Raw genomic sequence first — 21,898 nt, forward strand, 5'->3', positions numbered from 1 at the left:
CTTAGGGTTCAATCCCCAACTCATGTTTCACCAGCGCCAACAACTTGCCCGTATCAATCGGCTTGAGCAGAAAATCCACCACGCTCAAATGCATCGCCGCAATCGCATCCTTCACATCGGCATCGCCGGAAACAATGATGATCGGCATCGCCGCCCGTACCGATTCGCGTACTTGCCGTATCAGTTCAAGCCCACCGACATGGCCCATGCGCAAATCGGTGATGACCAGCCCGATCGAAGGCTTTTCTTCAAGCATCTTCAACGCGGTCTCACCACTGGCTGCAGTCATGCAACGAATGCCATCCAACGCAAGAATCTCCGACAACAGCTCACGAGCATCCTTGTCGTCGTCAACGATCAATACACGCTGCGGCGGCAGATCAGGTTCGAGCATGACTGCACTGAGCGCTTCCCGCTCGGCATCGCTCAAAATATCGTGGTCGGACATGGCGTTCTCTAAATGTTCAAAACAATCCCTTGGCAAGTGGTCAGACATCGCTGGGCAGAGCTTCAATGTGCACTTCGTCGGATTTTTTTCCAAGGGGGTAAACCAGGGAATTTCCGACTGTTTGCGTAGGGCATCTCCGAAACTGCGCCAATGGTGGCAAAACCTAGACTTACGTCCAATGGGCACCCTGCCCGCAGGGGTCGACCATGGCCGCAACGATCCGACAACAACAATTCAAAAAAGACTGCGGTAATGGTTATGAGTAAAGCGGACGCCTTCACCCAGGCAGGGAAAACCGCGGTATTGCAGAACATTCAGGGCACCCTGCAATTCCTCCAGCGATTCCCGCCCTTCAATCAGATGGAACACGCCCACCTCGCCTATCTGGTGGAACAATGCCAACTGCGCTTTTACGCTCAGGGCGAGAGCATCATCAAACCCGCCGACGGCCCGGTCGAACACTTCCATATCGTCAAGCAAGGTCGGGTGGTCGGCGAACGTCAGCACATCACCAAACCTGGCACCGAGACCACGTTCGAGATCACCACGGGCGAATGCTTCCCCTTGGCCGCGCTGCTTGGCGAACGGGCCACACGCACCGAGCACCTGGCGGGCGAAGACACCTTCTGCCTGCAACTGAACAAACTGGCGTTCATCAAACTGTTCGCCCTTTCCAGCACGTTTCGCGATTTCGCCTTGCGTGGGGTCAGCAGTCTGCTCGATCAGGTCAATCAGCAAGTGCAGCAGAAAGCCGTGGAAACCCTCGGCACGCAGTACTCGCTGAACACCCGACTCGGCGAACTGGCGATGCGTCACCCGGTGACCTGCAGCCCCGATACGCCGTTGCGTGAAGCGGTGAAATTGATGCACGAGCAACAGGTCGGCAGCATCGTCGCCGTGGATGAACACAAGGCGCCGCTGGGAATTTTCACCCTGCGCGATTTACGCCATGTGGTGGCGGAAGGTGTTGGTGATTTCAGCGAAGCCATCGAACGCCACATGACCCGCGCGCCCTTTTATCTTTCGCCGGATCACAGTGCCTTCGATGCGGCGATTGCCATGACCGAGCGGCACATCGCGCATGTCTGTCTGGTCAAGGATCAACGCTTGTGCGGCGTGGTCTCCGAGCGCGATCTGTTTTCACTGCAACGGGTCGATCTGGTGCATCTGGCGCGGACGATTCGCAGCGCGCAACGTGTCGAACAACTGGTCAGTCTGCGCGGCGAGATCGGCCAACTGGTCGAGCGCATGCTCGCTCATGGCGCGTCGTCGACGCAGATCACCCACATCATTACCCTGCTCAACGATCACACCGTGTGCCGGGTGATCGAACTGACCCTCGCCGAAAAGGGCGATCCCGGTGTGCCGTTCAGTTGGCTGTGCTTCGGCAGTGAAGGCCGCCGCGAGCAGACGCTGCACACCGATCAGGACAACGGCATTTTGTTCGACGCGCGAGACGCGGCGCATGCAGCGGAGATTCGCGGCAAGCTGCTGCCGATTGCGCAGCAGATCAACCAGAGTCTGGCGCTGTGCGGCTTCACCCTGTGCAAGGGCAACATCATGGCCGGCAATCCCGAGCTGTGTTTGTCGCGGGCGGAATGGGCGCGACGCTTTGCGGCGTTTATTCGTGAGGCGACGCCGGAAAACCTGCTCGGGTCGAGCATCTATTTCGATCTGCGTGTGGTTTGGGGCGATGAAACAAGCTGCGAACAATTGCGCCGGGGGATTCTCGATCAGGTCGGCGACAACCGTTTGTTCCAGCGCATGATGGCCGAGAACGCTCTGCGCAATCGTCCACCGGTGGGGCGTTTCCGCGAGTTTGTGCTGGCGCGCAAGAATGGCGAGAAAGCCACGCTGGATCTGAAGGTTCAGGGCCTGACGCCGTTCGTCGATGGCGCGCGCTTGCTCGCACTGGCCAACGGCATCGACGCCAACAACACCCTCGAACGTTTCCGTCAGTTGGTCGAGAAAGAAGTCATCGAGCGCCTGGATGGCGCGGCGTATGAAGAGGCGTATCACTTCATTCAGCAAACGCGGATGCAGCAGCATCAACTGCAGACGCGGGAGAACCAGCCCTACTCCAACCGCGTCGACCCGGACAGCCTCAATCATCTCGACCGGCGCATCCTGCGTGAATCGTTGCGTCAGGCCCAGCGCCTGCAAAGCAGCCTGACGTTGCGGTATCAGCTATGAGCCTGTTTTCGTGGCTGCGTCCGGCGAGTGCGGTGGTGCCGGTGGATTTGCAGCAGCGTCTGGCGCAGCTGCCGGCGCTAACCGAACTGAGCGAATGCACGCTGCGTGAACAGCGCTGGGTGGTGCTGGATCTGGAAACCACCGGGCTGAATCTGAACAAGGATCGTGTGTTGTCGATTGGTGCGGTGGTGATCGAAGATGGCGCGATCGACTTCAGCCAGCAGTTCGAGCGCACGCTGCAGTGTCGCGAATTGAAGCTCAGCCCCAGCGTGTTGATTCACGGCTTGGGGCCGAACGCGATTGCAGCCGGCAGTGAACCGGCCGAGGCATTGCTGGAGTTATTGGAGTTTATCGGTGACAGCCCGGTGCTGGCGTTTCATGCGCCGTTCGACCAACACATGCTTGGACGTGCGCTAAAGGAGCATCTGGGGCACAAGTTGCAGCAGGTGTTTCTCGATGTCGCGGACATCGCCCCGCTGGTGTGTCCACAGGCGCAGATCCGTGAGGCCGGGCTGGATGAGTGGATCGACTGGTTCAAGCTTGAAGTGTTCGAGCGGCATAACGCGAGCGCCGATGCGCTGGCCACGGCGGAACTGGCGTTGATTCTGTTCAGCCGGGCGCGGGGGCAGCAGATTCATAGTCCGTTGAACTTGCAGCAGCGGTTGAGTCAGTGGAAGCGGAGACAGCAGGCGCCTTCGTTTTAGAAGCACCCTCACCCCAGCCCTCTCCCGGAGGGAGAGGGAGCCGACCGTGGTGTCTGAAGCCTTACATCGACTTGAAAGACCGAGTCGATTATGGATTCGGCAATGCACTTTCAGGTCAGCGTGTCTCGCAAGCATCCCCCGATCAGTCCCCTCTCCCTCTGGGAGAGGGCTAGGGTGAGGGTTTGCCTTCGCCGCCCACCTGACCAGTGGCCAATTGCTAACCATTCCCACCTCTGCCACAATCGCGAACAATTCGCGTTAGTTAACATTTCCCAATCGGTGATGTCCGGTGTCGTCAGTCCCAAGCCCTCACAGTGAGCTCGTCGGTGCGATGTATCGCGACCATCGCGGTTGGCTGCTGACATGGTTGCGGCGCAATGTGGCTTGCCCGCAGCGCGCCGAGGACTTGAGCCAGGACACCTTCGTGCGCTTGCTCGGTCGCGACGAAATGCCGACACCCCGCGAGCCGCGCGCCTTTCTGGTGGCGATCGCCAAAGGCTTGTTGTTCGACTACTTCCGCCGCGCTGCGCTGGAACAGGCCTACCTCACCGAACTGATGCTGATCCCCGAAGGCGAACAACCGTCGGTGGAAGAACAGCAAATGATCCTCGAAGACCTCAAAGCCATCGATCGCCTGCTCGGCAAACTGTCGACCAAGGCCCGCGCCGCTTTCCTTTATAACCGCCTCGACGGCCTCGGCCATGCCGAGATTGCCGACAAGCTCGGCGTTTCGGTGCCGCGTGTACGCCAGTATCTGGCGCAAGGCATTCGTCAGTGCTACATCGCCCTGTACGGCGAACCGACATGAGTCCGGCCAGTTCCAGACCGGTGCCGGCGCATGTGCTGGACGCGGCGATTGCCTGGCAACTGACCCTCGATTCGAGCAGTCCGCTGGAGCGCGAAGAGTTCGCCAAATGGCACGCGGCCAATGAAGAACACGCCCGCGCCTGGCAGCAACTGGGCATGCTCGATCAGCGTTTCAGCGTGGCCAAGGGCCCGGCTCGCAGTGCCTTGCTGCAATCGCGCGAGGGTGTTCGCCGTCGAGTGCGCAAGCTCGGCAGTGGGCTGGCCAGCGTCGTGGTGATCGTGGGTCTGGGGCTGTTCGCCAGTGAACGGTTTATGCCGCTGGATTACTGGCTCGCCGATCAGCGCACCGCTACCGGTGAGCAGCGCACCGTGCGCCTGGCTGACGGCACCGTGCTGAATCTCAATACTCACAGTGCGGTGGATGTGCGCTTCGATGAGACACGCCGACTGATCGTGTTGCAGGAAGGCGAAATTCTCGTCGAGACCGGTCACGGCGATCCGCGGCCCTTCATCGTTGAAACCCGCGAAGGCAGCATGCGTGCCTTGGGCACGCGGTTTCTGGTCAAGCGTGAAGACGAAGGCACGCGCCTGAGCGTGTTGCAGTCGGCGGTCGCGGCGCACCCGCAATCCAGCCCTGAAGAGCAGATCCTCCATGAAGGCCAGCAAGTGCTGCTGCGCAGTGATGGGCTGGGCTCGGTTGTCGCGCTCAATCCCGGCGCTGATGCCTGGACGCGCGGCATGCTGGTGGTGGATAACGCGCGCCTCGGCGATCTGGTGCATGAACTGGGGCGTTATCGTCGCGGGCATCTGGGCGTGGCGCCGGACGTGGCGGACCTGCGGATTACCGGCAGTTTCCCGCTGCATGACACCGACAAAGCCTTGAGCGCGCTGCTGCCGACCCTGCCAGTGCAGATCGAGCGGCATACGGCGTATTGGGTGACCGTCGCGAAGGCCGAGCCCTCCTCCCCTTGACCTGATCGTTCCCACGCTCTGCGTGGGAATGCAGCCCGGGACGCTCTGCGTCCCTGCCAAAGCGGACGCGGAGCGTCCATTGAGGCATTCCCACGCGGAGCGTGGGAACGATCAAGCCCGCAGAAATGTGGCTGTTTTCCAGCTAATAGAAATTATTTTCATCCAGCCCTATCACTTTCTGTTTTTCATCCGGCACACAGGCAATTGAGAAATATTTCCATTCAGGAGCCGCCGTATGTCCCGTTCGCTAGACACCTTGTTGCGCCCCAGTCTGCTGGCTGTCGCCATTGCGCTCAGCGCGCCGCTGATCAGCAGTCCGTTGCTCGCCGCTGAACAAGCGTCCAGCGTGCGCGCCTACAACCTGCCGGCGGCGCCATTGGCGACTACGCTGAACCAAATCGCCAGCCAGGGCGGCCTCGCGCTGTCGTTGAACCCGTCGCTGGCAGCGGGCAAGACTTCCGCGCCGGTAAGCGGCCAATTCGATGCAACTGGCGCCCTGCGCGCGGCACTGCGTGGCACCGGTCTGCAACTGGAACAAAGCAGCACTGGCACCTACACCCTGGTTACCGTGCCTGAAGGTGTGATGGCGCTGCCGGAAACTTCCGTCATCGGTGTGGAAAACCTCGAAAGCGCCTGGGGCCCGGTCGAAGGCTACACCGCCACTCGCACCGCCGCTGGCACCAAGACCGACACCGCGCTGGTCGAAGCACCGCGTTCGATCTCCGTGGCGACCCGTCAGCAAATGGAAGATCGTGGCGTGCACAGCCTCGATGATGCCGTGCGCTACATGCCGGGTATCACCGCCAGCAGCTACGGCAGCGACACCCGCGCTGACTGGCTGCGCGTACGCGGCTTCGAGCCGACCCAGTTCCTCGACGGCCTGCCGTTGCCAAAAGGTGTGTACGCCAACCCGAAACAGGAAACCTGGAACCTCGACCGCCTCGCCCTGCTGCGCGGCCCGGCCTCTTCGGTTTACGGTCAGACCCCGCCGGGTGGCCTGCTCGACATGGTCAGCCGTCGCCCAAGCGCCGAAGCCAGCAGCGAAATCCAGTTGCAATACGGCAGCGACAACCACCGTCAGATCAACTTCGCCAGCACCGGCAAGATCGACGATGCCGGCCAGTTTCTCTATGGCCTCAGCGGCGTAGTACGTGACAGCGGCACGCAGGTCGATCACGTCGACAACAAGCGCTACAACATCGCGCCGAGCCTGACCTGGAACATCGACGACGACACCAAGCTCACCCTGCTGAGCCAGTTCACCCGCGACGATACCGGCATCACCAGCCAGTTCCTGCCAGTGCAGGGCACCAAGATCAAATCGCCGTTCGGTGATATTTCCCACCACAAGAATCTGGGTGATCCGGACTGGGAATATTACGACCGCACCTACTACGCGCTGGGCTATGCCTTTGAACATCGTCTGAACGATGTCTGGCAGTTCAAGCAGAACCTGCGTTACACCAAGTCGGATCTGTCGTTCCAGTCGCTGACGCCGGGTTCCTATCCGTTCGCGCAAGTTGACGATCAGGGCAACGTAAACCGCACCAGCACCAGCGTCGACGAAGACATCAGCCAGTTCGCCGTGGACAACAACTTCCAGGCCGACTTCGCCACCGGTGACATCCGCCACACCCTGCTGCTGGGCCTGGATCACCAGCGCAGCAACACCAACTACACCTCGATCTTCGGTGATGGCCTGCCAACCAACGTCATCACGCCGATCTACGGTCAGCCGATCGTGCGCCCGGCGCGCTCGACGGCGTTTTACGACTACAACCAGAAGACCTACCAGACCGGCCTGTACGTGCAGGATCAGATGGCTCTCGACCAGTGGCGCCTGACCCTCGGCGGCCGTGAAGACTGGGTGCACACCAGCACCAAATTCATCAACAAGGGCGATGCGACCAACACCCAGCGCGACAAGGCCTTCAGCGGCAACGCAGCGCTCAGCTATGTCTTCGACAACGGTTTCGTGCCGTACCTGTCGTACGCCGAGTCGTTCCAGCCGACCACCGGTGCCGACGCCTCGTCCACCGAGTCGCTCAAACCGACCGAAGGCAAGCAGTGGGAACTGGGCATCAAGTACCAGCCACCGGGCAGCAAAACCCTGCTGACCGCTGCCGTGTATGAGCTGACCCAGAAGAACGTCTCCGTCAACACCTTCGTCAACAACGTGTCGATCACCAGCCAGACCGGCGAAGTGAAAGTCAAAGGCCTGGAGCTGGAAGCGGTTTCCGATGTGACCGATAACTTGAAAGTCATTGCCGCCTACACCTTGGCCAAATCCGAAGTGCAGAATGGCGTCGACAAGGGCAATCGCCTGCAACTGATGCCGAACCAGCAAGCGTCGTTGTGGACCGATTACACCTGGCACGCCGGCGTGCTCGACGGCTTCGGCATAGGCGGTGGCGTTCGCTACACCGGCAACACCTACGGCGACAAGGCCAACACCTGGCTGGGCAAGGCGGATGCCTACACCGTGTTCGACGCCACTGTGCATTACGACCTCGGCCGTCTGGACAACAGCCTCAAAGGCGCGTCGCTGGCACTCAACGCGACCAACCTGTTCGACAAGGACTACATTTCCACCTGTGACGGTTTCTATTGCTACTACGGCGACCAGCGTAGCGTCGTCGCCAGCGCTACTTACAAGTGGTAAGCAACTGAGCTGAAACAGGCCCTGTGACCAGGCCGTCCCTCGTGGACGGCTTTGGTGTTTTTGAAGGTCATGAAATGAAAAGTAAAACAATTCGTCGCTGGTCGTTCGTCCACACCTGGACCAGCCTGGTCTGCACCGTGTTTTTGCTGATGCTGGCACTGACTGGTCTGCCACTGATTTTCCATCACGAGATCGAACATCTGCTCGGCGATGCACCCGAAGTGCGCGAGATGCCGGCCGACACACCGCGCCTGAATCTGGCGCAACTGGTCGAGGCCGCCGAGAAACATCGTCCAGATGAAGTCGTGCAGTATTTCGGTTTCGATGACGATGAGCCAAATGCCGTGCTGACGATCATGGCGAAAACCGCCGGCACTGAACCGAACTCATCGCACACCTTCATGCTCGATGCACGTACCGGTGAAGCACTGGAAACGCCGTCGGCCAACGGCGGCTTGATGCTGTTTATCCTGCGCCTGCATGTCGACATGTTCGCCGGGCTGCCGGGCAAGTTGCTGCTGGCGCTCATGGGGCTGCTGTTTGTTGTGGCCATCGTGTCCGGAACGGTGCTGTATCTGCCGTTCATGCGCCGCCTGAAATTCGGCACGGTGCGCCAGGATAAATCCACCCGCTTGCGCTGGCTCGACCTGCATAACCTGATCGGCGTAGTCACCCTGACCTGGGCGCTGGTGGTCGGCGTGACCGGTGTGATCAGCGCCTGCGCCGACTTGTTGATCGCGGCTTGGCGCAACGATGCGCTGACCGCCCTGATCGAACCTTACCGCGATGCTCCGCCGCTGACACACCTGGCGCCGGCCACCCGCCTGCTCGACATTGCCGCTGAAGTCGCGCCGGGGATGAAGCCGGATTTTATTGCCTTCCCCGGCACACGCTTTTCCAGCGAACACCATTACTCGGTGTTCATGAAGGGTGGCACGCATTTGACCTCGCACTTGCTGACGCCGGTGCTGATCGATGCGACCACGCTGCAGGTCACTGCGGTGGCCGAGCGACCTTGGTACATGGACGCCATGGGCATGTCGCAGCCGCTGCACTTTGGTGATTACGGCGGCATGCCGATGAAAATTCTCTGGGCCACGCTGGATGTGCTGACGATCATTGTGCTCGGCAGCGGCGTGTATCTGTGGGTGGTGCGGCGCAAAGCGGCGAAGCCTGTGCTGGAAACGGCGGAGACCTCTGCATGAAGCCGCGTCAGTCGAATTTCTGGAAGGTGTTCAGCACGCCGATCGTGATTGCATTGCTCAGTGCATCGGGGTTGTTTGCGGCGTTGTTGGGGGATGGGGTTTGGGATGCGTTGAGCTGGGTTGGGTTGGGTGTCCCGGCCGTTCTGGCGATCAGGGGATTGCTGCAGCGAAGCTAAAGAAACCTGTGGGAGCGAGCCTGCTCGCGAAAGCGCTCTGACATTCAACACCAATGTTGACTGTACCGACGCCTTCGCGAGCAGGCTCGCTCCCACATTGGTTTTGCGTCGGACGTGAGCAGGTGGCGTTACGCGCTATGCTGCCCCCTCACTGTCCTGATCGAGACCCTGCCAATGTCCGCCCCCAGCATGACCCTGTACCACAACACGCTCTCTCCGTTCGTGCGCAAAGTGATGGTGTTGCTGCATGAAACCGGCCAGCAGGATCGCGTCGCGCTGCAAGACTGCGTGCTCAGTCCGGTCAGCCCGAGCGCCGAGCTCAACGCCGATAATCCGTTGGGCAAGATCCCCGCCCTGCGTCTGGCCGACGGCCATGTCATCCATGACAGCCGCGTCATCCTCGATTACCTCGACCAGCAGCACGTCGGCAACCCGCTGATCCCGCGTGAAGGCGCGGCCCGCTGGCGGCGTCTGACCCTGGCCTCGATGGCCGACGGGATCATGGATGCGTCGGTGATGGTGCGTTATGAATTGGTCCTGCGCGCACCGGAGAAGCATTGGGACGAATGGCTCGAAGCCCAGCGCGACAAGATCCGCCGCGCCCTCGCTGTATTGGAAAAGGAAGCCATCGCCGAGCTGACCAGCCATTTCGATGTGGCAGCGATCAGCGTCGCCTGTGCGCTGGGTTATCTCGATCTGCGCTTCCCGGATCTGGGCTGGCGTGATGCCAACCCGCAACTGGCCAACTGGTTTTTTGAAGTGAGTCAGCGACCGTCCATGATCGCCACGATGCCCAAGCCTTAAATCGGCGGCGCCTGTTCCGGCCTCGCGAGCAGTCTCGCTCCCACATTGGATTTGGGTTTGGCAGAGATTTCTGTTTCAGCACAAATCCTGTGGGAGCGAGCCTGCTCGCGAATGCACCACCTCGGTTCCGGCGGCAGCGCTGCAAAAATCAGTGTCACCAAAACCTCTACCTCCCGCTGATCTTCACGCAACCCGCTCATTGCATCGCCCCCACATCAAACTCCAACGGCTTGCCCGGCTTCTGCCCAATCCCGTACCAATCCAGTTTGCGCGTCAGCACCATAAACACACCGAGCAGACCGAACAGCAACAACGAGCCCATCAGCAACGCGTAATCCTCAGCGCTCAACAAGCCATAAAGCAGGCCGTACAGGGCCGCCAATCCCGCCGAAAAACTCAAACCGTGACGCACACTGCGCAGCACGTGGCAGACATAAAACCCGATCAACAGCACACAAGCACTGGCCGACAACAGATACGCCAGAGCAAAACCAATGTGCTCCGACAACGACAGCAACAGCAGATAAAAGAACGCCAGCGCCACACCGACCAGCGCGTATTGCACCGGGTGCACAGCAAGACTCTTGAGCACTTCGAACAGGAAGAAACCGGCGAACGTCAGCACGATGAACAGCAGCGCATATTTGATCGCCCGGTCACTCTTCAGGTACTGATCTACCGGATCGATGAAACTCACACCAAAGCTGCGGCCGTTGAATGCCTCGCAATCATTGCCGCTGACGCAACGGCTCATGGCGTCTTGCAGATTGGTGGAGAAAAACGTGGTCTGCCAATCGGCGCTGAAACCCTGATCGTTGATCTCACGCTTGGCCGGCAGGAAATTGCCGATGAAACTTGGATGCGGCCAATTCGCAGTGAGGCTGACGCTGCTGCTCTTGCCCACCGGCAGCACCTGCAACGAACCGGTGCCTTGCAGGCGCAAATCGAAACCGAAGCTCAGTTCCGTGGTTTTGCTGGTGTCGAGCAGCGGCAGCGTCACTCGCACACCCTCGCCGAGCCAGCCGACCTGGGTGCCCGGCACGAAGTCCAGACGCTGGCCATCGAGTTCCAGTTTCAGCGCATTTTCGATGCCGCGAATGTCGCTGATACCGACGGCGAGAAACGGCGCGTCGAACTGGTAATCAGTGAAGTCTTCCTTGATGCCCAACTGCGCCGGCAATGAGAAATGGCCGTTGATGCGGTTATCGGCGTGGAATAGCCGCGCCTCATAAATACCCCGCGCACGCAGTTCGGTTTGCACCTGACCATCGAGTTCGAAACGCTCCGGCAGGAAATACAGACGACCGCGCTCTTCGCTCGGTTCGTCGTAGCGCTGATTGGTTTTGTCGTTGGTTTTCCAGTTGTGAATCACTTTGCGATACGGCACCACCATCACCGGCCCGCTCAGTTGCTGGCTGTAGCTGGAGCTGCGGGCAATGTCTTCAAGCACGCCGTCGCGCAACTGTTGGCGATCGTCGATGACGCCGTCGATCATCAGCAGCGGGATCAGCAACAGCAGGATCAGCACGGCGATGGCGCCGAGCTTGATGGTCAGATTCTTGTTCATGGGACTCTCCCTGTTTGGATGGGCAGAGTCTGGTGATCGGGTGTGGGGGGTTTGTGGGGGGAATATGGAGATTGTGTGGAGACTTCACTGGCCCCTTCGCGAGCAGGCTCGCTCCCACATTGGATCTGTGTCGTTCACAAATCCCCTGTGGGAGCGAGCCTGCTCGCGAAGGCCGCGCCTCGGTATCAAGACAGGCGCAATGTCACTTCCACACCGCTTTCGACATTGCGGATCTGCATCGACCCACCATGCAACTTGACCACTTCTTCAACAAAGTTAAGCCCCAACCCGGTGCTTTTGCGCCCACTGTCCGGACGCGGCAATGAGTAGAAACGCTCGGTCAAACGCGGCAAGGCGTAGTCAGGAATCGGCGCCGTTTCATTGAACAATCGAAATTCGGTCTGCTCGCCAACCCGCTCGGCACTGAAACGCAGCAGCCCCTGAACCGGGGTGAAATCCAGCGCATTCTCCAACAAGTTACCCAACGCCTGACGCAGCAGAAACGGCTCGCCAATCAGCAGCAGATCCGCCGCAATAGCCTGTTCGATGCGCAACTGCTTACCTTCAATCCGCGCCGCCTGCCCTTGCAGCAACTCATCGACCAACACCGTCAACGGCACGGCGACCCGCTCCTCCAAGCCTTGACGTTGTTCAACCTGGGCCAGATTGAGCAAGCGTTCGATCAACTGCTGCATCCGCACACTTTCGCTGTCGATGTTGCCGACAAAGCGCAGTCGCTGAACCGGCGGCATGTCGCCTTGCAGCAACTCCGCCGCGCCACGAATCGCCGCCAGCGGACTTTTCAGTTCATGGGTCAGCGTGTGCACATAGCGCTCGACGTAAGCCTTGCCTTCCAGTTGCGTACGCATCTGCTCCACAGCGGTGGCGAGCTGTTCCAGTTCACCGCCACGGTAATGCGGCACCTCAACGCGCCGGCCTTCGCTGACCGCCTGGGCATAACCGGTCAACCGGTGCAGCGCACGGCTCAGCCACCACGACAGCAATGCGCCAAAGAGCAGACCGAGTCCGATCAATCCGGCGCCATAAAACAGCAAGCGCCGCTCGGTGCGATCGACATACGGCTGCAATGAGCTGTTGGGTTTGGCCACGGTGACCACACCGATGATCTTGCCGTTGTCGCGGATCGGCGCGCCGACGTGCATCACCGACGAGCTGGCGTCATCCGGATCGCTGCGGCTCGAACGTGCGCCGTATTCACCGCGCAACGTCAGGTAGACGTCGTTCCAGCGCGAGTAATCCTGACCGACCGCGACGCCACTGGAATCGAGCACGACGATGCCCTTGGCGTCAGTGACGTAGATACGGTGGTTGACCTGATTTTTCGGCAAGCCCCAAATCGTTGCTTGCGGCTGGCGCTCGCCATACGCGCGCAGCAGTTCGGGCCAGCGGTTCTCACTGAGGGTGCCAGCCTTGAAATCATCGCGCAGGATTTCTGCCATCAGGTTGGCGGTATCGACCAGGGTTTCTTCGGTGGACTGACGCACGCCGGGGCGGATTTCCTCCATCACCGTGTTGAGCACAAAATAACCGGTGAGGCCGACAAACAGCACATACACCAGAAAGATCCGCAGCCCCAGCGACATCAGCTGTGCCCCGGGCTGTAGCTGTAACCGAGGCCGCGATGGGTCTGGATCGGCTCGGCGTCGGCGCGCACCAGACGCAGTTTGGCGCGTACGCTTTTGATGTGACTGTCGATGCTGCGCTCGTAGCCGGCGTCGGCGGCGACGCCTAGCGCATCAAGTAATTGTTCGCGGCTGAACACCCGTTCGGGTTGTTCGAGCAGGCATTGCAACAGGCGGAATTCGTGGCGGGTCAGGCTCAGGTTCTGGCCGCGATAACTGATTTGCACACGTTCAGGATCGACCCGAAACAGCGCTGAAGTGGCTTCAATCGTGGGGCGCGGCGCCATGCGTTTGAGAATGGCCTTCACCCGCGCAGCGACTTCACGCGGACTGAACGGCTTGACCACGTAGTCGTCGGCGCCGATCTCCAGGCCCACCACACGATCGATCTCGGCATCGCGGGCGCTGAGAAACAGCACCGGCACTTCGCTGAAGCGCCGCAGTTGCTTGCAGGTCTCGAAACCGCTGATGTCCGGCAGGCCAATGTCGAGGATGATCAGATCGGCCGGGGTCTGCCGCTGATGCTCCAGCGCCGCCGCGCCGAGGCACAGCCACGTGGTGCTGAAGCCCTCGCCCTGCAAGGCAAAAATCAGCGTGTCGGCAATCGCCGCTTCGTCTTCGACAATCAGAATATGAGGCATGGCGTCCGAGCCCGTGGTTGAGTGCGCGAACGGTGCCCCAAGCCTGACGTTACGTCAATGAGACCACTTGGTTCAGCAGTCCGGCTTGTCGGCCGTAAAACGACGCGCCGGGTTCACCGCTGCGCCAAATTCGCGCAAGGCCTTGGCACCGATCAACAGCGGGTAGTTGAAGTTGCTGCGGTCGGTCAGGTTGACCTCAACGGTACGCTTGACGTTGCCCAGGCACAGCTCCAGATCGACCACCGGGCGTTTGGCGACTTCGGTGCTTTCGCCCTCATCCTCTTCGTCCGAGCGGCTTTTGATCTTGCTGATCCGCGCGACCTTGTGTTCGTAGACCTTGTTGCTGGCGTCCTTGGTACCGAGGCGGAAACGCACCCAGTCGTCGCCGTCACGGGTGAAGGTTTCGATGTCCTTGGCCGACAGCGAGGCGGTAAGTGCGCCGGTGTCCATCTTGGCCTTGAGCACTTCACCGCCGATTTCCGGCAGTGCGATGTATTCGTAGCGCCCGTACAGGGTCGGCTCGGCGGCCATGACCGGCAGGGCGACGAGGGCAAACAGTGCAAGGAGGGATTTCACGTAAGGGGCTTCCTTGGAAATTGAGGGCGGCAGATTGGGATTTTAGACACCCATTGAGGCATTCGTTCGCCTTGAAATCGCTTTCGCGAGCAGGCTCGCTCCCACAGGGTTTTGTGTTGAGCGCACATTTTCAATACACCTGAATCCAGTGTGGGAGCGAGCCTGCTCGCGAAGAGGCCAGCACATTCAGCACAACGCTTGAGCCAAGCATACCCAGCCAAAAGTGAAACATTCGTCACCAGCGATTTGGCCTGTCGCGCGAAGCTGCTTATCATGGCGCGCCCATCCGTTTGCAAAGAGTTGCTTATGCGCCGCCTGCTCACCGGCTGTTTCGTCACCTTGCTGCTGTTGCTCAACACCCTGATCCTGATCGGGCCGTTGCTGGTGTTTGCCCTGCTCAAACTGATCGCACCAGGCCGCTGGCGCGATTACGCGTCGGCGGCGGTAATGTGGATCGCCGAGACCTGGGCCGAGATCGACAAGCTGATTTTCCGCCTGTGCATTCCCACCCAATGGGACATTCGCGGCGGTGAAGACCTGCGCAGCGACACCTCGTATCTGGTAGTCAGTAACCACCAATCGTGGGTCGACATTCCGGCGCTGATCCAGACCCTCAACCGACGCACGCCGTTCTTCAAATTCTTCCTCAAGAAAGAGCTGATCTGGGTGCCGTTTCTGGGGCTGGCGTGGTGGGCGCTGGATTACCCGTTCATGAAGCGCTACACCAAGGCATTCCTGGCGAAGAACCCGGAGCTGGCGGGCAAGGATCTGGAAATCACCAGACAGGCCTGCGAGCTGTTCAAGCGTCAGCCGGTGACCGTGGTGAATTATCTGGAAGGCACGCGCTACACCGCCGCGAAAAGCGCGCAGCAGCAATCACCGTTCAACCACTTGCTCAAGCCCAAGGCTGGCGGCGTGGCCTTTGTGTTGGCGGCGATGGGTGAACAGCTGGATGCGATTCTCGACGTCACCGTGGTTTATCCACAGGCGAAAATCCCGGGGTTCTGGGATTTGATCAGCGGCAACGTGCCGCGCGTGATCATCGACATCAAGACCCGCGAACTCGACCCGGCGCTGTGGCAGGGTGATTACGAGAATGATCCGGTGTTTCGCGAGAAGGTCCAGAGCTGGGTCAACCAGCTCTGGAACGAGAAAGATCAGCGCATCGCCGAACTGCGCAGCGAGCGCCGCTGAATCAGCTACCGGTGCCGGCGCCCCAGATGCTGCCCAGGCTTTGCAACAGCGGGCCGCCGACGCCTTGGTCACCCAAGTACTTGAGCAGCACCGGGGCAAACTGGCCGACCATGCCGCTGTCCATGCCCAAGGCACCGAAAGCGTTGTTCAGGTCATTGGTGTCCTTGACGTTGCCCAGGGCGTTTTCCAGACCGGCGGACTTGCCGGACTGACCGAGCAACCCGCTCAACGCCGCCAGGTTACCGCTACCGCCCGACAGCTTGTCGATGCCCGGTACTTCCTTGGCCAACTGCGAATAATCGGTGCTGCTCAATTGGTTCTTGGCCAGGCCGAGCATGGCGCTGGTGCCGCCGACAGCTTGCTGCGGCGTAACTCCCAGACCGGTGACGGCTTGCAGCAGACCGGCGGTTTCCGAGGTCGGCGCGGCAGCGGTGGCAGCGTTGCCACCCTGCATGCTCGAAGCCGCCTTGGTCACATCGTCGAGGCTGAAACCGGCGAACACCGGGCTGGCCGCAAGGGTCATCAGTGAAGCCAAGGCAATACCGCGTGAAATCTTCATTCAGACATCCTCTTGCGCTGTGAAAACCACCCGTTGAGCGGGCAGCGAAACTGCCGGTTTGACCGAGTATCTGCCGGCATGTTCCGGCGCGGCGCATCCATTTTCGTCCGGCCTGCGTATATAAAACGTGAAATCCCGGACACCCTCGTGATGAATGGCACAACCGCTGTCGCTGAACTAGCCTGTGAACAGTCCGAGCCCAGCCCTCGTCGCTCGACCTTTGCCTGGAGAGTCGTCATTCCCATCGCCGACACCGATCAGCTGCGACAGTTGTTGGCCCAGTGTTCACTGGGTGATCGTCGCGCCTTCGAAACGCTCTATCGCAGCGTCGGCCCACGCCTGCATGGCGTCGCGCTGCGCTTCATGGGCCGCGCGGATCTCGCCGAAGAAGTGCTGCAGGAAGCCTTCGTGCGCATCTGGAACAACGCCTCGCGCTACGAAGCGCACCTGTCGGCACCGCTGACCTGGATGATCAACATCACCCGCAATCAGGCCATCGACCAGTTGCGCAAACATCGTGACCGGCCACTGACCGACCTCGAACAGGACGCCCTGCCGGACGAAAGCCCTTCAGCGCATGATCAGTTGAACAGCGCCCGCGAGGCTCAGACGTTGAACCGCTGTCTGGACACCCTTGAAAGCATGCAGCGCCAATCGATCACCGTGGCCTACTTTCAGGGATTGTCATGCACGGAACTCGCCGAACATCTCGCCACGCCACTGGGGACGGTGAAATCGTGGATCCGCCGTGGCATGGAACGTCTGCGCCGGTGCCTTGAATCATGAACTACCAGACCCCTGCCCTGCGCCGCGCCCTCGCTGCCGATTACGCCATCGGCCTGATGTCCGCGCCAGCGCGGCGGCGGTTTGAGCAATTGCTGCTGGACGACGCATTGTTGCGAGCTGAAGTGGCGCAATGGCAGGAAAGCCTCGCCTCTCTCACCCAAACACTTCCGGAACATCCCGTACCCGACCGAGTGTGGCAAGGCATTACCGCGCGGATCGAACCGCAAGTGCTGCATGTGCCCGAGAAGCGGCCGTTCTGGAACTGGCTACGGGTTACCGCTGCACTGTGTTCGATCGTGGTGCTGGTGTTCCTCGGCTCGCTGTACAACCGCGACGACGCCCGCTACCGCGCCACCCTGCTGACCGCCGATGCGCAACCGGCGCTGAAGGTCGAGGCACATGCGGATTATCTGCAGGTCGAGCCGTTGACATTGGCGGCGGTTGATGCGGATCGCAGCCTGGAACTGTGGGCGATTCCGGCGGATGGCAAACCGATTTCCCTCGGCGTTATTCCGGCGGGTGGCAAAGGCAAGGTTGAGTTGAGCGAAGCGCAGAAGGTGTTGATCGGCAAACCGATTGCTTTGGCGGTCAGTCTGGAACCTAAAGGTGGTTCGCCGACCGGACAGCCGACTGGGCCGGTGCTGTATCAAGGGACGTTGGCGGCCCTTTGAAGCAAAGCCCCTCACCCTAGCCCTCTCCCAGAGGGAGAGGGGACTGACCGGGGGATATTGACGCAATACGCCGACGTGGAAGACTTGCGTTGAATCCATAGTCGACTCGATATTTCAGGTCGATGAACGACGCAAGTCACCTCGGTCGGCCCCCTCTCCCTCTGGGAGAGGGCTGGGCGGGCGGCGTTCCGATGAGGGTAGCTTTTGACCTTGCCTTCCCACAAAAAACGGCGACCCTGAGGTCGCCGCTTTGTATTGCGCTTAAGCCCTACGCCGCACTAAAGAACTTATGCGGATCAATCACAAACTTCTTCGGCACGCCCGCATCGAACTTCCCACAGGACCTCACCCCCCCGAAACAACCAAAGGCTGCAGTTTTTTAGGTCATTAATTGCTTGTCGTGAAACTCAATATTTCAAAAAGAACTAGACACCTGTCAGATCTGACAGGTGTCTAGCGATCAGGGCTGGAATAGGCTGCTGGTGTGTCAATTGTTCGAAGAAGCGAGGTGCAATTAACGGTCATTCAACGGGAGATACAGTGATGGAGAAGCAATGCAGTCCGCGCGATCAACTGCTCGAATCAGATGTCCCGCCGATCATCTTTTGCATCAGCCCGGACGATCCGATCATCAAATACATCAAAGCGGGGCAGAAGGTTACTTATGACCTTGTGCCCGGTGATAACGGAAAAAACTACGCGATAAACATTCAAATCGAAGACGAATGACAGGCTGAAAAATCAATACGGCAACATGTGTGAAATGAAGTTCTTCATAAATAAACAGGAAGCGCAGAAATGGCACAACCACCAAGAATAACCGGCACGGTTAAATGGTTTAACGACGAAAAAGGCTTCGGCTTTATTACGCCTGAGGGCGGAGGCGATGATCTTTTCGTCCACTTCAAAGCCATCCAATCGGACGGATTCAAGAGCTTGAAAGAAGGTCAGACTGTTACTTTCATTGCTGCAAAAGGACAGAAGGGAATGCAAGCGGAAGAAGTTAAGGTCGTATAGAAAACGGCTCGATAAAAAACGGCGCCTGGATGGCGCCGTTCTCGTACTGCGCAAATGTTATGCCGCACTAAACAACTTATGCGGATCAATCACAAACTTCTTCGGCACGCCCGCATCGAACTCGCCGTAACCTTCCGGCGCCTGATCGAGGCTGATCACCTGCACGCCCACCACTTCGGCAATGTTGATGCGATCCCACATGATCGCCTGCATCAGTTGGCGGTTGTACTTCATCACCGGGGTCTGGCCGGTGTGGAAGCTGTGCGACTTGGCCCAGCCCAGACCGAAGCGGATGCTCAGGCTGCCCATTTTTGCGGCAGCGTCTACGGCACCCGGATCTTCGGTGACGTACAGGCCCGGGATACCGATCTTGCCGGCAACACGCACCACGCCCATCAACGAGTTGAGTACGGTGGCCGGGGCTTCCGATTTGGCACCGTCATGGCCGTGACCGCGGGCTTCGAAACCGACGCAGTCCACCGCGCAGTCGACCTCCGGTTCGCCCAACAGCGCGGCGATTTGTTCGTGCAGTGGCGCGTCCTTCGACAAGTCGACGATCTCAAAACCCTGGGCCTTGGCGTGGGCCAGGCGGATGGTGTTGACGTCGCCGATGATCACCACCGCAGCACCGAGCAGACGCGCAGAAGCGGCAGCCGCCAGCCCGACCGGGCCAGCGCCGGCAATGTAAACGGTGCTGCCCGGACCAACGCCCGCAGTGACCGCGCCGTGGTAACCGGTCGGGAGAATGTCGGAGAGGCAAGTCAGGTCGCGGATTTTCTCCATGGCCTTATCGCGGTCCGGCAGTTTCAGCAGGTTGAAGTCGGCGTATGGCACCAGCACGTACTCGGCCTGGCCACCGGTCCAGTCGCCCATGTCGACGTAGCCGTATGCGCCGCCGGCACGGGCCGGGTTGACGGTCAGGCAGACGCCAGTGTGTTGCTCTTTGCAGGAACGGCAGCGTCCGCAAGCGACGTTGAACGGTACGGAGACCAGGTCGCCGATTTTCAGGTTTTCGACGTCGGAGCCTTTCTCGATCACCTCACCGGTGATCTCATGGCCCAGCACCAGACCGGTCTGCGCCGTGGTACGGCCGCGCACCATGTGCTGGTCGGAGCCGCAGATGTTGGTGGAAACCACTTTGAGAATGACCCCGTGCTCGATCTTGCGACCGCGCGGGTCCTGCATTTTCGGATAGTCGATTTTCTGTACTTCGACCTTGCCAGCGCCGAGATACACCACACCACGATTGCCAGACATGCTTTCACCTCGCTGTTGTTTTTATGGAACCGCGTTGCCCAGGCAGGCAGCGCGTTGAGTGCTCGGGTATTGCTTGTTGGTTTTGCGTTGTCAGTTATGGCCCCTTCGCGAGCAGGCTCGCTCCCACAGTTGATCTTTGGTGTGACAGAGACCTGTGTTTCAACACAAATCCCTGTGGGAGCGAGCCTGCTCGCGAAAGCGATCTAAAGAACGACGGTTCTATTGGCGTTCAAAAACACCCGTCTCTCGATGTGATACCCAACAGCCCGCGCCAACGTCAGACCTTCGATATCCCGCCCCTTGGCAATCAGATCCTCAGGGTAATGACTGTGATCCACCGCCTCGACGCCTTGGGCAATGATCGGCCCTTCGTCGAGATCGTTATTGATGTAATGCGCCGTCGCGCCAACCAGTTTCACGCCCTTGTTGTAGGCCTGGTGATACGGCTTGGCGCCCTTGAAGCCCGGCAACAACGAGTGATGAATGTTGATCGCCTTGCCATCGAGCTTGCGGCACAGCTCCGGTGACAACACCTGCATGTAGCGGGCGAGGATCACCAGTTCGGCGCCGGACTCTTCGATCACCTGCCACACCTGACGCTCCTGCGACGGTTTGTCGTTGGGGTCGAGGGGGAAATGGTAGTAGGGAATCTGGTGCCAGTCGGCCAGCGGTTTCAGATCCGGGTGATTGGAGACTACCGCCGCCACGTCCATCGACAACTGGCCAATGCGCTGGCGGTAGAGCAAGTCGTTGAGGCAGTGATCGGCCTTGGAAACCATGATCACCACTTTTGGCCGGTAGTTCGGCGCGGTCAGTTCGAAGATCATGCCGAAGGCCTGACCGCGTTCGGCGAGGCCTGCGCGGAAGGATTGCTCGTCGAAACCGTCGGGCTGACGAAATTCCACGCGAATGAAAAAGCGCCCGGAGAGGCGGTCATCGAACGAATGGTGCTCAGTGACGTAGCAACCCTGTTCGAACAGAAAACGCGTGACCGCGTCCACCGTGCCGAGGACGCTGGGGCAGTCGGCGGTCAGAATCCATGTGTCTGGGGCGCGGCTCATGGTGCGGTGACTCCTGTTCTTTGTGCGGGGTGTCAGGGGGATTTTTTCCCCTCACCCTAGCCCTCTCCCGGAGGTAGAGGGGACTGACCGAGGTGTTGTTTCGAGCTATGCCGACCTGAAATATCACGGGTGAATATAGATCACAACAACACCCGAGATCGGCTCCCTTTCCCCCTCTCCCCCCTGGGGGAGAGGGCTGGGGTGAGGGGGTGGCTCTTGATCTTTGTCAGGCCTGAACGCTCAACCCGTACTCAGCCGAAGCATCCTGCAACCACAACCACCAGTAATCCGAAAAGCTGCGACGGATCAACAATTCCCAAGTGTCCTCCGCCGTATGCCGAATCATCAGCTGCGACTTGGCGAACACCGTGCCGACGGCTTTACCCACCGGAAAACTGTTCGGGTGCACGTCATAGCTGGTCGACTTCATCAGCACCTGACGCACGTTCGGCCCGCTCAGCTCGAGCACTTGCTGGCCGCCGCTGACGTTGACGATCGCGATGTGCAGATCGCCCAGCGCTTCACGCAGTTTCTGTTCGGCGGCGAATTCTTCACCGCTCGGCACGATCAGCAGCCACTCGTCCGGGCCCATCCATTGCAGGCTGGTTTCGCCTTTGACGATGACGCTCAGCGCGCCAGGCAGTTCGATGCCCAGGCCCTTGTGCACACCGGCGGCGAACGCGGCATCGTGGCCATCGCCACGGATAGTCAGATGGCCGAGGAGTTTCTTTTCCCGCACGATCACGCCGGCGTTCTTGCGGCCCTTGCCGACCAGGCTGGCGAGGTCGGCATGGTGCAGCGACGACTCGGCACGGGCCCCGGTGGTCGGGCGTTGTTGATAAACATTGGCTGTGGTCATAAAGCACCTTCCTGAATTCTTGATCGTTCCCACGCTCTGCGTGGGAATGCCGCCATGGACGCTATGCGTCCGCTCTTGGGACGCAGAGCGTCCCGG

The 21,898-nt window shown here is 59.9% G+C and carries 22 protein-coding genes; 13 read left to right on the forward strand and 9 right to left on the reverse strand.

Annotation, left to right across the window (positions count from 1 at the left end):
- Position 1: 1 nt before the first annotated feature.
- Positions 2-448, reverse strand: a complete 447-nt coding sequence (locus L8H52_RS28890) for a response regulator (protein WP_077574803.1) — start codon at positions 446-448, stop codon at positions 2-4.
- A 252-nt stretch (positions 449-700) separates the two neighbouring features.
- On the opposite strand from L8H52_RS28890, the gene L8H52_RS28895 reads away from it, so the two are divergent.
- The 8 genes from L8H52_RS28895 (at position 701) to L8H52_RS28930 (ending at position 9,971) form a co-directional block, all read left to right on the forward strand.
- Positions 701-2,641: a putative nucleotidyltransferase substrate binding domain-containing protein gene (locus tag L8H52_RS28895; protein ID WP_242209946.1), complete on the forward strand. Its 1,941-nt coding sequence runs from the start codon at positions 701-703 to the stop codon at positions 2,639-2,641.
- On the forward strand, positions 2,638-3,345 hold the full coding sequence (locus tag L8H52_RS28900; protein WP_242209944.1) for a 3'-5' exonuclease: 708 nt from the start codon (positions 2,638-2,640) through the stop codon (positions 3,343-3,345). The genes L8H52_RS28895 and L8H52_RS28900 overlap by 4 nt, the downstream gene beginning before the upstream one ends.
- 331 nt (positions 3,346-3,676) lie before the next feature.
- Positions 3,677-4,153: an RNA polymerase sigma factor gene (locus L8H52_RS28905; protein ID WP_242209943.1), complete on the forward strand. Its 477-nt coding sequence runs from the start codon at positions 3,677-3,679 to the stop codon at positions 4,151-4,153.
- Positions 4,150-5,124 (forward strand): FecR family protein, encoded by a 975-nt coding sequence (locus L8H52_RS28910; protein WP_242209940.1) that lies wholly within the window; start codon positions 4,150-4,152, stop codon positions 5,122-5,124. The genes L8H52_RS28905 and L8H52_RS28910 overlap by 4 nt, the downstream gene beginning before the upstream one ends.
- Before the next feature lie 235 nt (positions 5,125-5,359).
- The gene (locus tag L8H52_RS28915) at positions 5,360-7,786 is read left to right on the forward strand and encodes a TonB-dependent siderophore receptor (protein ID WP_242209939.1); all 2,427 of its coding nucleotides are present in this window, start codon (positions 5,360-5,362) and stop codon (positions 7,784-7,786) included.
- Positions 7,787-7,860: 74 nt separating this feature from the next.
- Positions 7,861-8,991: a PepSY-associated TM helix domain-containing protein gene (locus L8H52_RS28920; protein WP_242209937.1), complete on the forward strand. Its 1,131-nt coding sequence runs from the start codon at positions 7,861-7,863 to the stop codon at positions 8,989-8,991.
- Complete coding sequence (locus L8H52_RS28925; protein ID WP_242209936.1) at positions 8,988-9,167, forward strand: hypothetical protein; 180 nt, start codon at positions 8,988-8,990, stop codon at positions 9,165-9,167. Before L8H52_RS28920 ends, L8H52_RS28925 begins: the two co-directional genes overlap by 4 nt.
- Positions 9,168-9,341: 174 nt before the next feature.
- Positions 9,342-9,971 carry a glutathione S-transferase gene (locus L8H52_RS28930; protein WP_242209935.1) on the forward strand — a complete coding sequence of 210 codons (630 nt, stop codon included), beginning with the start codon at positions 9,342-9,344 and terminating at the stop codon, positions 9,969-9,971.
- A 196-nt stretch (positions 9,972-10,167) separates the two neighbouring features.
- Here L8H52_RS28930 and creD read toward each other — a convergent pair whose 3' ends face one another.
- From creD to L8H52_RS28950, 4 genes are all read right to left on the reverse strand, one after another.
- Positions 10,168-11,538: a cell envelope integrity protein CreD gene (gene creD / locus L8H52_RS28935; RefSeq protein WP_242209933.1), complete on the reverse strand. Its 1,371-nt coding sequence runs from the start codon at positions 11,536-11,538 to the stop codon at positions 10,168-10,170.
- Between the two features lie 185 nt (positions 11,539-11,723).
- Positions 11,724-13,142, reverse strand: coding sequence for a two-component system sensor histidine kinase CreC (gene creC, locus L8H52_RS28940; protein WP_242209931.1), 1,419 nt, complete (start codon positions 13,140-13,142; stop codon positions 11,724-11,726).
- Complete coding sequence (creB, locus tag L8H52_RS28945; protein ID WP_242209928.1) at positions 13,142-13,822, reverse strand: two-component system response regulator CreB; 681 nt, start codon at positions 13,820-13,822, stop codon at positions 13,142-13,144. The genes creC and creB overlap by 1 nt, the downstream gene beginning before the upstream one ends.
- A 72-nt stretch (positions 13,823-13,894) precedes the next feature.
- On the reverse strand, positions 13,895-14,398 hold the full coding sequence (locus L8H52_RS28950; RefSeq protein ID WP_008078089.1) for an ATP-dependent zinc protease: 504 nt from the start codon (positions 14,396-14,398) through the stop codon (positions 13,895-13,897).
- A gap of 306 nt (positions 14,399-14,704) precedes the next feature.
- Between L8H52_RS28950 and L8H52_RS28955 the strand changes: the two genes are divergently transcribed.
- Positions 14,705-15,592 carry an acyltransferase gene (locus L8H52_RS28955; protein WP_242209926.1) on the forward strand — a complete coding sequence of 296 codons (888 nt, stop codon included), beginning with the start codon at positions 14,705-14,707 and terminating at the stop codon, positions 15,590-15,592.
- Between the two features lies 1 nt (position 15,593).
- On the opposite strand, the gene L8H52_RS28960 is transcribed toward L8H52_RS28955, so the two are convergent.
- Positions 15,594-16,151, reverse strand: a complete 558-nt coding sequence (locus L8H52_RS28960; protein ID WP_007909995.1) for a DUF2780 domain-containing protein — start codon at positions 16,149-16,151, stop codon at positions 15,594-15,596.
- Positions 16,152-16,301: 150 nt separating this feature from the next.
- On the opposite strand from L8H52_RS28960, the gene L8H52_RS28965 reads away from it, so the two are divergent.
- From L8H52_RS28965 to L8H52_RS28980, 4 genes are all read left to right on the forward strand, one after another.
- Positions 16,302-16,937 carry a sigma-70 family RNA polymerase sigma factor gene (locus L8H52_RS28965; RefSeq protein ID WP_242209924.1) on the forward strand — a complete coding sequence of 212 codons (636 nt, stop codon included), beginning with the start codon at positions 16,302-16,304 and terminating at the stop codon, positions 16,935-16,937.
- On the forward strand, positions 16,934-17,608 hold the full coding sequence (locus L8H52_RS28970; RefSeq protein ID WP_242209923.1) for an anti-sigma factor: 675 nt from the start codon (positions 16,934-16,936) through the stop codon (positions 17,606-17,608). Before L8H52_RS28965 ends, L8H52_RS28970 begins: the two co-directional genes overlap by 4 nt.
- 543 nt (positions 17,609-18,151) lie before the next feature.
- The gene (locus tag L8H52_RS28975; protein WP_242209921.1) at positions 18,152-18,337 is read left to right on the forward strand and encodes a hypothetical protein; all 186 of its coding nucleotides are present in this window, start codon (positions 18,152-18,154) and stop codon (positions 18,335-18,337) included.
- 69 nt (positions 18,338-18,406) lie between these two features.
- The gene (locus L8H52_RS28980) at positions 18,407-18,625 is read left to right on the forward strand and encodes a cold-shock protein (RefSeq protein WP_242209920.1); all 219 of its coding nucleotides are present in this window, start codon (positions 18,407-18,409) and stop codon (positions 18,623-18,625) included.
- Between the two features lie 57 nt (positions 18,626-18,682).
- On the opposite strand, the gene fdhA is transcribed toward L8H52_RS28980, so the two are convergent.
- The 3 genes from fdhA to soxG form a co-directional block, all read right to left on the reverse strand.
- Positions 18,683-19,882, reverse strand: a complete 1,200-nt coding sequence (gene fdhA / locus L8H52_RS28985; protein ID WP_008086916.1) for a formaldehyde dehydrogenase, glutathione-independent — start codon at positions 19,880-19,882, stop codon at positions 18,683-18,685.
- Positions 19,883-20,085: 203 nt separating this feature from the next.
- Complete coding sequence (gene purU / locus L8H52_RS28990; protein ID WP_008086918.1) at positions 20,086-20,943, reverse strand: formyltetrahydrofolate deformylase; 858 nt, start codon at positions 20,941-20,943, stop codon at positions 20,086-20,088.
- A 226-nt stretch (positions 20,944-21,169) separates the two neighbouring features.
- Positions 21,170-21,802, reverse strand: coding sequence for a sarcosine oxidase subunit gamma family protein (gene soxG, locus L8H52_RS28995; RefSeq protein ID WP_242209918.1), 633 nt, complete (start codon positions 21,800-21,802; stop codon positions 21,170-21,172).
- Between the last annotated feature and the right edge of the window lie 96 nt (positions 21,803-21,898).

This window comes from Pseudomonas sp. CROZ-RG-20F-R04-15 (assembly GCF_022662375.1).
Taxonomy (GTDB): domain Bacteria; phylum Pseudomonadota; class Gammaproteobacteria; order Pseudomonadales; family Pseudomonadaceae; genus Aquipseudomonas.

Coding starts and splice junctions, on each gene's coding strand:
- L8H52_RS28900 (WP_242209944.1), top strand. CDS start 2,638: ATGAGCCTGTTTTCGTGGCTGCGTCCGGCGAGTGCGGTGGTGCCGGTG.
- L8H52_RS28965 (WP_242209924.1), top strand. CDS start 16,302: ATGAATGGCACAACCGCTGTCGCTGAACTAGCCTGTGAACAGTCCGAG.
- L8H52_RS28890 (WP_077574803.1), bottom strand. CDS start 448: ATGTCCGACCACGATATTTTGAGCGATGCCGAGCGGGAAGCGCTCAGT.
- L8H52_RS28925 (WP_242209936.1), top strand. CDS start 8,988: ATGAAGCCGCGTCAGTCGAATTTCTGGAAGGTGTTCAGCACGCCGATC.
- L8H52_RS28930 (WP_242209935.1), top strand. CDS start 9,342: ATGTCCGCCCCCAGCATGACCCTGTACCACAACACGCTCTCTCCGTTC.
- fdhA (WP_008086916.1), bottom strand. CDS start 19,882: ATGTCTGGCAATCGTGGTGTGGTGTATCTCGGCGCTGGCAAGGTCGAA.
- creD (WP_242209933.1), bottom strand. CDS start 11,538: ATGAACAAGAATCTGACCATCAAGCTCGGCGCCATCGCCGTGCTGATC.
- L8H52_RS28975 (WP_242209921.1), top strand. CDS start 18,152: ATGGAGAAGCAATGCAGTCCGCGCGATCAACTGCTCGAATCAGATGTC.
- creB (WP_242209928.1), bottom strand. CDS start 13,822: ATGCCTCATATTCTGATTGTCGAAGACGAAGCGGCGATTGCCGACACG.
- creC (WP_242209931.1), bottom strand. CDS start 13,142: ATGTCGCTGGGGCTGCGGATCTTTCTGGTGTATGTGCTGTTTGTCGGC.
- purU (WP_008086918.1), bottom strand. CDS start 20,943: ATGAGCCGCGCCCCAGACACATGGATTCTGACCGCCGACTGCCCCAGC.
- L8H52_RS28920 (WP_242209937.1), top strand. CDS start 7,861: ATGAAAAGTAAAACAATTCGTCGCTGGTCGTTCGTCCACACCTGGACC.
- soxG (WP_242209918.1), bottom strand. CDS start 21,802: ATGACCACAGCCAATGTTTATCAACAACGCCCGACCACCGGGGCCCGT.
- L8H52_RS28910 (WP_242209940.1), top strand. CDS start 4,150: ATGAGTCCGGCCAGTTCCAGACCGGTGCCGGCGCATGTGCTGGACGCG.
- L8H52_RS28970 (WP_242209923.1), top strand. CDS start 16,934: ATGAACTACCAGACCCCTGCCCTGCGCCGCGCCCTCGCTGCCGATTAC.
- L8H52_RS28955 (WP_242209926.1), top strand. CDS start 14,705: ATGCGCCGCCTGCTCACCGGCTGTTTCGTCACCTTGCTGCTGTTGCTC.
- L8H52_RS28915 (WP_242209939.1), top strand. CDS start 5,360: ATGTCCCGTTCGCTAGACACCTTGTTGCGCCCCAGTCTGCTGGCTGTC.
- L8H52_RS28895 (WP_242209946.1), top strand. CDS start 701: ATGGTTATGAGTAAAGCGGACGCCTTCACCCAGGCAGGGAAAACCGCG.
- L8H52_RS28960 (WP_007909995.1), bottom strand. CDS start 16,151: ATGAAGATTTCACGCGGTATTGCCTTGGCTTCACTGATGACCCTTGCG.
- L8H52_RS28905 (WP_242209943.1), top strand. CDS start 3,677: ATGTATCGCGACCATCGCGGTTGGCTGCTGACATGGTTGCGGCGCAAT.
- L8H52_RS28980 (WP_242209920.1), top strand. CDS start 18,407: ATGGCACAACCACCAAGAATAACCGGCACGGTTAAATGGTTTAACGAC.